Origin of the sequence: Nonomuraea antri, assembly GCF_013283785.1 — a bacterium.
Classification (GTDB): Bacteria; Actinomycetota; Actinomycetes; order Streptosporangiales; family Streptosporangiaceae; genus Nonomuraea; species Nonomuraea antri.
Map to the genome: position 1 here is coordinate 24,327 of NZ_JABCPZ010000122.1, position 7,057 is coordinate 31,383.

Annotated in this window: 4 protein-coding genes; all 4 read right to left on the minus strand. The window is 64.6% G+C overall.

Going from position 1 to position 7,057, the window contains the following annotated elements; translation table 11 throughout:
- Positions 1-145: 145 nt before the first annotated feature.
- On the minus strand, positions 146-3,337 hold the full coding sequence (locus HII36_RS32550) for an ATP-binding protein (protein ID WP_173527121.1): 3,192 nt from the start codon (positions 3,335-3,337) through the stop codon (positions 146-148).
- The gene (locus HII36_RS32555) at positions 3,334-3,981 is read right to left on the minus strand and encodes a hypothetical protein (RefSeq protein ID WP_173527122.1); all 648 of its coding nucleotides are present in this window, start codon (positions 3,979-3,981) and stop codon (positions 3,334-3,336) included. The genes HII36_RS32550 and HII36_RS32555 overlap by 4 nt, the downstream gene beginning before the upstream one ends.
- Before the next feature lie 19 nt (positions 3,982-4,000).
- On the minus strand, positions 4,001-6,172 hold the full coding sequence (locus HII36_RS32560; RefSeq protein WP_173527123.1) for a hypothetical protein: 2,172 nt from the start codon (positions 6,170-6,172) through the stop codon (positions 4,001-4,003).
- Between the two features lie 197 nt (positions 6,173-6,369).
- On the minus strand, positions 6,370-6,624 hold the full coding sequence (locus HII36_RS32565) for a hypothetical protein (RefSeq protein WP_173527124.1): 255 nt from the start codon (positions 6,622-6,624) through the stop codon (positions 6,370-6,372).
- Positions 6,625-7,057: the final 433 nt, after the last annotated feature.

Genomic DNA, 7,057 nt, shown 5'->3' on the forward strand with positions numbered 1-7,057 from the left:
GCACGCTGTTCGACTGCCCGAGGCCTGATCTGACAAGATCAACGACCCTCGGATGGAGACTCCGCAGGTTTGACAGCTGAGCGTGCCGACGTCCCCTCTCTGCCATGATGGTGGAAGATCGTGGAACCATCCGGGTTCTTGTAGCTCAATCAGGCCCCGCCCTCCGCGCTCGAGCCATGACCTCCTCGTCGGTCAACGGGCCGCTTGGGTGGTAGCTGAGGCACAGGGGCGTGCGTATCTTCTGCGGCGGCTCGCCCTCCAGCGCAACGTAGAACTCGCCCGAGGTGAGGGTGCCGATGCCGGGCACGTCGCCACCTCTGGCCCTCGCCATCTCCTGAGCTGCCGTGGTCTGTGCCGACACCGTCAGACGCCCGAAAAAGTGCGTCGCGGCATTCCCAGAGATTCTGTTGTGGAGATTTTTGGGCGCCTGAGTCGCGAAGACCAGTCCGAGACCGTACTTACGCGCTTGTGATGCGAGGGCCAGCGTGCTCTGTGTACACGCGGTGGCCGCGCCCGATGGCGCGAAGCTCTGAGCCTCGTCCATCACCAGCAGACCGAGCAGAGGCCGACCTTGGACTGGATTCTTCTTGATCCATGCGAAGAGTGCCATCTGCAACTGGTTGACGAACCCCTGACGAGTATCCTCACCGAGCCCGATCATGCTAATGACCGAAATCCTGGCCCGCTTTCCTGGCGAGGGAGTCAGCAGGATGCCCGGATCGGCGGGCGTTCCACCGCCGCCGAACATGGGATCGTTGTCCATGGAAGCGGTCAGTGTCTGGGCGAGATCTGCAGCGATCTTCACCGCGTTTTCGAGACCGCTCACGCCGTCCGGCAAATCGGCAAGCAGATCGATCAGCCCCCGAAGGCTGTCTCCCCCTTTTCTGCCATAGTGCTCGATCGCTCGCCGCAGTACGGCGAGACCGAGATGTGCGTTCTTGGAGCGTCCGACGAGGTTGGCGCGCGGTGCCAGAGCCGACGCGGCGACCTCGACCGCCGCCTCGAACTCATCGGGGTCATCTCGCACACTGCCGAAGTCCGGTAGCGGCTGGAAACTCAGTGGACGGCCCGATCCCCGGCGCGGCGTCCAGACCACGACTTCACTGCCGGCGAGGTAGTCCGCAGCTCGTTCGGCATCGCCGGCTCGCCAGTTCGGGGGTGGCTCCGGCCACGGCTCGCCGAGCCGCGCCAGGTCGTTGTTGGGATCCAGGACGATCGCCGACACACCCTGCAGTGCGCACTCTTCGACAATGTGCCGAATCAGCACCGTCTTGCCGGACCCCGACGCGGCGAAGATCGCCGCGTGCTTGCGGAGCGCCTCCAGCGTCACCTGAACTGGCGCGTCGTCGTGATATCCGTAGCCCACGGTGAACCCAGCTGGTGTCTCCTCGGCGTCGGCGCTTCTCAGGACCGGATCGGGCATGACGGCAACCGATGCGGAAGCTGCCCAAGTGTCCGTGTCGGCCAGTGCCTCCTTGAACAGGGTGATCTGTTCGGTGGGCCGGTAGCGGACCAGCCAGGCGTGCAGTTCGGCCGGATTCTCCTGACGCAGCCCATGCAGCGCCGTGAGCACTCGCAGGTCGGTACCGTCGATGCTCAGCGTCGTACCTCCTTCCACCTCCAGCTCCTGGAGAGTCTCCTGGGTCTTGGCCGACCGGGACCACGGGCCGTTGCGGATGAGGATGAGCTTCCGCTTGCGAACGCCGGCGCTCAGACCGGACGCCGTACGGGCGCGCCGGATCCGGTGCAGCGCGCCCACACCGTGATGGGTGTCGCTGATCGCCCGGAAGGACCAGTGCGCTTGATCTTCCGAGCGGGTGTCGTCCGGTGAACGTTCCCGTTCCTCCTCGCTTCGATCGTCGAGGGCACGGCGCAGCCGGGCATGCAGGTCCGGTTTGGCGCTCGGAGGCGGATCGACGCTGAACATCTCACCGTCGTCGCCACGCTCCACGATCCACGCGTGCAGACCGGCCGACAGGAGGGCGGGGAACAAATTGTCTTCCAAATCGTGTTCCAGGGGCGACGTCACGTCTGCCGCTCGTTTCAGCTCCTCGAACCGTGATTCGATCCTGGCCAGCGCCTTCTCGGACACAATCGGCGCCGTTGTGTCCGCTGGCCGGGATATCTCGTCTTCCGGGGGCACCTCGGCGAGACTGGCCAGTTCACGTAGTTCGCCGTCGACCAGGCAAGCGCGGATGTGCCGGTCGATTTCGACCAGCAACCTGCGCGGCGTGTAGTTGACGGCCTGCTCGAACACCTGGTCCCGGACCGGCCACGTCGGATAGGGCGGGGTGAAGCCGATGGCCGCGTATCGCGTCGCGAACCGCTTCTCGATGATCTCGCGGGCGAGCGCGTGACTCTGAATTCCGCCGAGGGCCGGACACCTCCGGAACCGGTCCGGGAACGAGACGACGGTCCGATCAGAGATCAACTTCCACGTCGTGGACAGAGTCGCAACGACGGTGAGGGTCCTTCGGGTCATGTCCCGCAGACTCGTGAGGCCGTTGGCAATGCCCGCCACCATCACCGCCACATGCAGATTCGCCGCATCGCTCGAGCGCTTGGCGAGATCCTCCTGTAGAGCGGATTGCGCGATCAGCGTGTCCAACTGGTCGAACGCGATGACGGTCGGCCCGGTGAGTGCGAGCAGCCAGGAGATTTCCTGGACGATCTGCTGGGGCGTTCGCGACTTCGGGCGGATACCCCACGCATGGCGTTCGCCGGGGATCGCCTCTTCTTCGCAGGTGAAATAGCTGTAGGCGGCGTCCTGATGTTCTTCCTTGTCCGACGCCAGCAGCGCCAGGGCACGTGCCGTGTCCCGGCACTGCCGGGCGACGTGCTTGTCGGAATCTTTGAGTCCCTCGACGAAGGTGTCCAACGCGGCTCGGGACAGTTCTGTCTCGCCGATCACCGCACGACGCACGGTCGGTGGCGTACCTGTCCGGGCCGCCAGCCGCCGCAGCAGCAGGCCGAGTTGGGTCTCGTTGCCGATGACCTGACGAGACATGCCATTCAGAAGGAGGATGAGAACACCGTCCCAGAACTTCTTGCCGTCGAGCAGGCCGATGAGAAAGAAGTAGCCACCTCGTTGGTGAACCTGCTCGCGGACCCAGCCCAGCAAATGCGTCTTGCCAGATCCAGAGCGGCCTTCGAGGACCAGGCCGATCGGGTTGGCATCGGCACTCGCCTCCGCCTCGGCGATGCCATCCTGCACGTCCTGAACGACGCTCGTATGCAGCCCATCGACGTGGAAGGGCGAGCTTCTCCACACATCGTCGGGCGCCTGCGCCCAGCTGAACCGCAGCGCCGCGAGCGCCGCGCGCTCTTCCTCGGTCATGGCAGTCCGATCGCCAACTTGTGCCGGTCCTCGCCACCGATCCGGACTGACGCCTCCTTCTCGCGCCTGCCGATCCGGTGCCGGTTGACCTCCGGCTCCAGCCAGACGTCCGTCGCGTCGAGCATCTGCTCCAGCGCCTTGTCGAGGTCGGCCTTGGGAACGTCCTTGAGGAGCGCCCGGATGTCCGTGAGGTTTACCCAATCGCCGGGATCATCAGCCACCTGGTCGTACACCGCGCGAATCCGCTCTTCCAAGCTCAGAAGGTCCTGGGGGCGCGGGTCGTCGGACTGGTCTGCATCGGATTCGGTGGCGGCCCGTAGGTCGAGGACCTCCTTGTGCTTCGCCGTGAGGGCAGCCCAGAGTAGCTTCTCCCTGGTCGAGCGCCTCTCGGCAGCCTCTGCCTGTTCCTCGCCGAGTACCAGAGGACTCCCGAGCACCCGAGTGCCCTTGTCGGCCAGACTGTGCCGGTACGGCCTTCGGTCCGTCCGCGAGACCACGTATCCGGCGGCGTTGAGCTTCTCGTACGCGGGACTCACCAGTCTGACGCCGTACAGCTTGTTGAGCTCGGTATTGGAGATCTCCCGGTCCTCGATCTGAAGTAGAACGAGAATCGCGTAGTCGGCGGGTGACAGGTCGTCCGACATCATTGGTCCTTTCACCGCATCATCGAAGAGTGGACTCGGGGCCGGGGAACGGCGACTCATCGGCGTCCAGGCCGAAGGACCGCAGACGCGCCGTTTTTTCGGGCGCATGGCGCCCTGTCGCCATGTACAACGCCAAGAGCCGATCGGCCGCCCCCTTGGTGCCCGCGTTCAGCTCGTCAGTGAGTCCGGCCTCGTCACGGAGCTCGAAGAGCAGGGCGCAGAGCTGTAGCGCCGCTTCGGGTTTGCCGTCGTCAACGGCTGCTCGCAGTTCGGCGAGTTCTGCCGCCGCGCCTTCGGCATGGACGCCGTCAGGGTGCCGTTTGGACAGGCGCAGTTGGGCGGGCCGGTCGCCCGCCTCCGCACGCGCCGTCAGTAGCTCCACTTCGTCCCAGGCGACGTAGAGATCGGCGAGTGCCTCGGCGGCGGCCTCCTGACCCTGGTCAGCCCGCGTACGGATCTCCGAGATGCAGCCGCGGTCCGTGAGCCGCTCGACCAGCCGCTCACCCGCGGTCAGATCGCCGTTGCGTTCACGTACTCGCAGGTCATCACTGATGCCGCAGTCGACGAGAATCTCCGCCAGACGTTGGCGCGCCGCAGGATCGCCGGCGTCAGCCGCCGGCCGGATCTCCTCGACTCGTTGCCACAGTTCCTGGGTCCGTGATAAATGCCGCCCGACTTCCCAATCGCGCGCATCGGCCGCCAACCGGCGGCGCAGGACGTCCACGGCCCGTTCGAACCGATCTTGGCGGACCAACAGATCGGCCAGTTCCATGGCCGCGCGGCCATCATTGAACTCGTCGGCGAGCCGTTCCAGAGTTGGCTCGGCGTAGCGGTACCGCAGGCGCGCCGTGGCGGCGTCGGCAAGCCGGCGGAGGTCCGAAGGGCGGCGCAAATGGGTGATGAAGGCATGCCATGCCTCGTGCGGCACGCACGCTGTGCGCCGTACGCGGCGCAGGTGCTGAGCCAGATAGTCGGCGATGGTGTAACCGGCGAGAGTGCCGGCCACGCCGTCGTCCACGGGCGACAGGGCGGAAACGTCACCATGCAGCGGTTTGGTGGCGTGTGGCAATGCCTCGGTGAGCCATACCTCCGCGGGTTTCACGCGTTGGGCCGGCTTGAGATAGCCGAACATCGCTTCCGCGAGAAGCTCCGGGCTCAATGGCGCGTGCACCCCGAGACGGTGCCCGTCGGCTGCCGCGGCGATGACGGCTTTCGCGTACGGGGTCGCCGGCTGTTCCCACCGCATCACCAAGGCGGGACCGCCGGCGAGTGCTTGAGTCAGTCCTGTGTCACGAGTGTGCAACGCGATGCGGATCCGGCTGTCGCGCTCCGCGATCTCGCCGGCTTCGTTCAGTTCGTCCGTCGACAGGGCGTCAGGCACGCTGATGAGGCATGCGCCCTTCGCGAGTCGGCGCAGGTCCTCGGACGCTGATGTCCATGCGGCGTACTGGTCCGGCCATAGGGTGCCGACGACGACGTTCCCGTGACGGAGCAAGGTCCGTACGCACTCGGAGGTCAGTGGCGGATGGCCGCCGAGATATTGCTGGAGCTCGTCGAGCCAGAAGACGGTTTTACGTGGCGGGAAGCTCTTCAGCTCTAGCAGGTCCGCCGCTTCCAAAGGTTGCACCAGCGACCAGTCCGGAAACAGCGCGTAAACCGCCTCGTACAAGGACCGGGTCTTGCCGGTCGACGAGGCTCCGACCATGACGACGAACGCTCCGCGGTCCGGTCCGTTGGCGGAGAGCACGGTGCGGAGGTCGAAGTCGAAATCTCGCTGTACGTACATGGGAAGTTCGTCAGTGCTGTCAGGGGCGGTTATGGCGCTGTGGATGCCGAGCTCGCGGGGTGTGGCCTCATCAACCCGAAGACGGTCGCCCTGGTCCAGTCGCATGACCCGTTCCAAGGCAGCCACCCAGACTTCCTGCGCCTCGCCTCCCCGTACACCGCAGACATCCAGGACGCTGAGCAGCAGGGATTTGGTGATCCGAGATTTGCCGCGGAACGCGTCGCTGACAGTCGACCGCTTCAGTGCCTGCCTGCCTCGTAGTTTGTCGTATTCACGGCTCGCTCTTTCGAGAGCGGTAAGAGTCAGCCCACGACGGAGAGAAAGCGCGTGGAGCGCTTCGGCGAGCTGGTCATTAGTGCGAATTCCAGCCAGCTCACCAGCGGAATTCCACTCCAATGCAATCACCTCGCCATCGCCGCCCCGGCGGAATTACCGAAGGAAAGGTCACGAAATTAGGGTCCTCCGACGGCCAGACATCAGCTTTGCCAGGTGCGTCTGTTTTACGACTGACTAATGATCACGAGTGATCCGCATCACGACGCCTCGGAGACTACCGCAGGTGCAGATAGATCACCATAAGTGATGCATGGATCAGCGGGCACTCAATTCTTACCTTTGTGGATCCCACGGAAGCGGCCCGCGCTGGGGGCGGAAAGCTTTCCGGACGCGTCCGGATTTCCGGCTGCAATATCGTCATCGCGGCGTGATGGCCGGTCGACCTGGGCGTACGCAGCTGATGATTCCGGCTTCGTCCGCAACCATGGCCGGAGATCCTGCGGAGCTGATGCCCTGATCTCGTCAGCAACGGCCCTGCCGGAGCCGTTGACCATCAACACAATGGAGATCAGATGCAGCACTGGTTCACGATCATCGAGGCCGCCCTCGGCCTCGCAGCTACGATCATCGGATTGGCCACCGCCATCGTGTCCCGTCGCGCGCGTCGGCCAGCCGATTCGACACACCGATCACTGGCACGACGGCGACGCGACAATCTTCACAAATAGCGCCGAATCTCGAGTGAGTCCACTGCCCAATGACTCGGAGTGAAGAAGTAGATCCTTCACTCCGAGTCACAGGTCTGCGTGGCATGTCGCGCCCGATCTCGCCAATAATCTGACCCTCTTCTAAGCGAAAGTCCAGTTGATTGCCCGTCCGCTGAATAGACTGAGCTGTTTTCATCCTCGGCGGGCATCTGCTGATCACAGCATGATCGCGAGTCCGGCGTTCGCCTGAAGACGCAAAGAACCCCTGGTAGACGGGTGGATCACCACAATCAACACCGTCACCACC

Bases quoted from the DNA above. Each gene is read 5' to 3' on its own strand.
- HII36_RS32550 (WP_173527121.1), bottom strand. From the start codon at position 3,337: ATGACCGAGGAAGAGCGCGCGGCGCTCGCGGCGCTGCGGTTCAGCTGG.
- HII36_RS32555 (WP_173527122.1), bottom strand. From the start codon at position 3,981: ATGTCGGACGACCTGTCACCCGCCGACTACGCGATTCTCGTTCTACTT.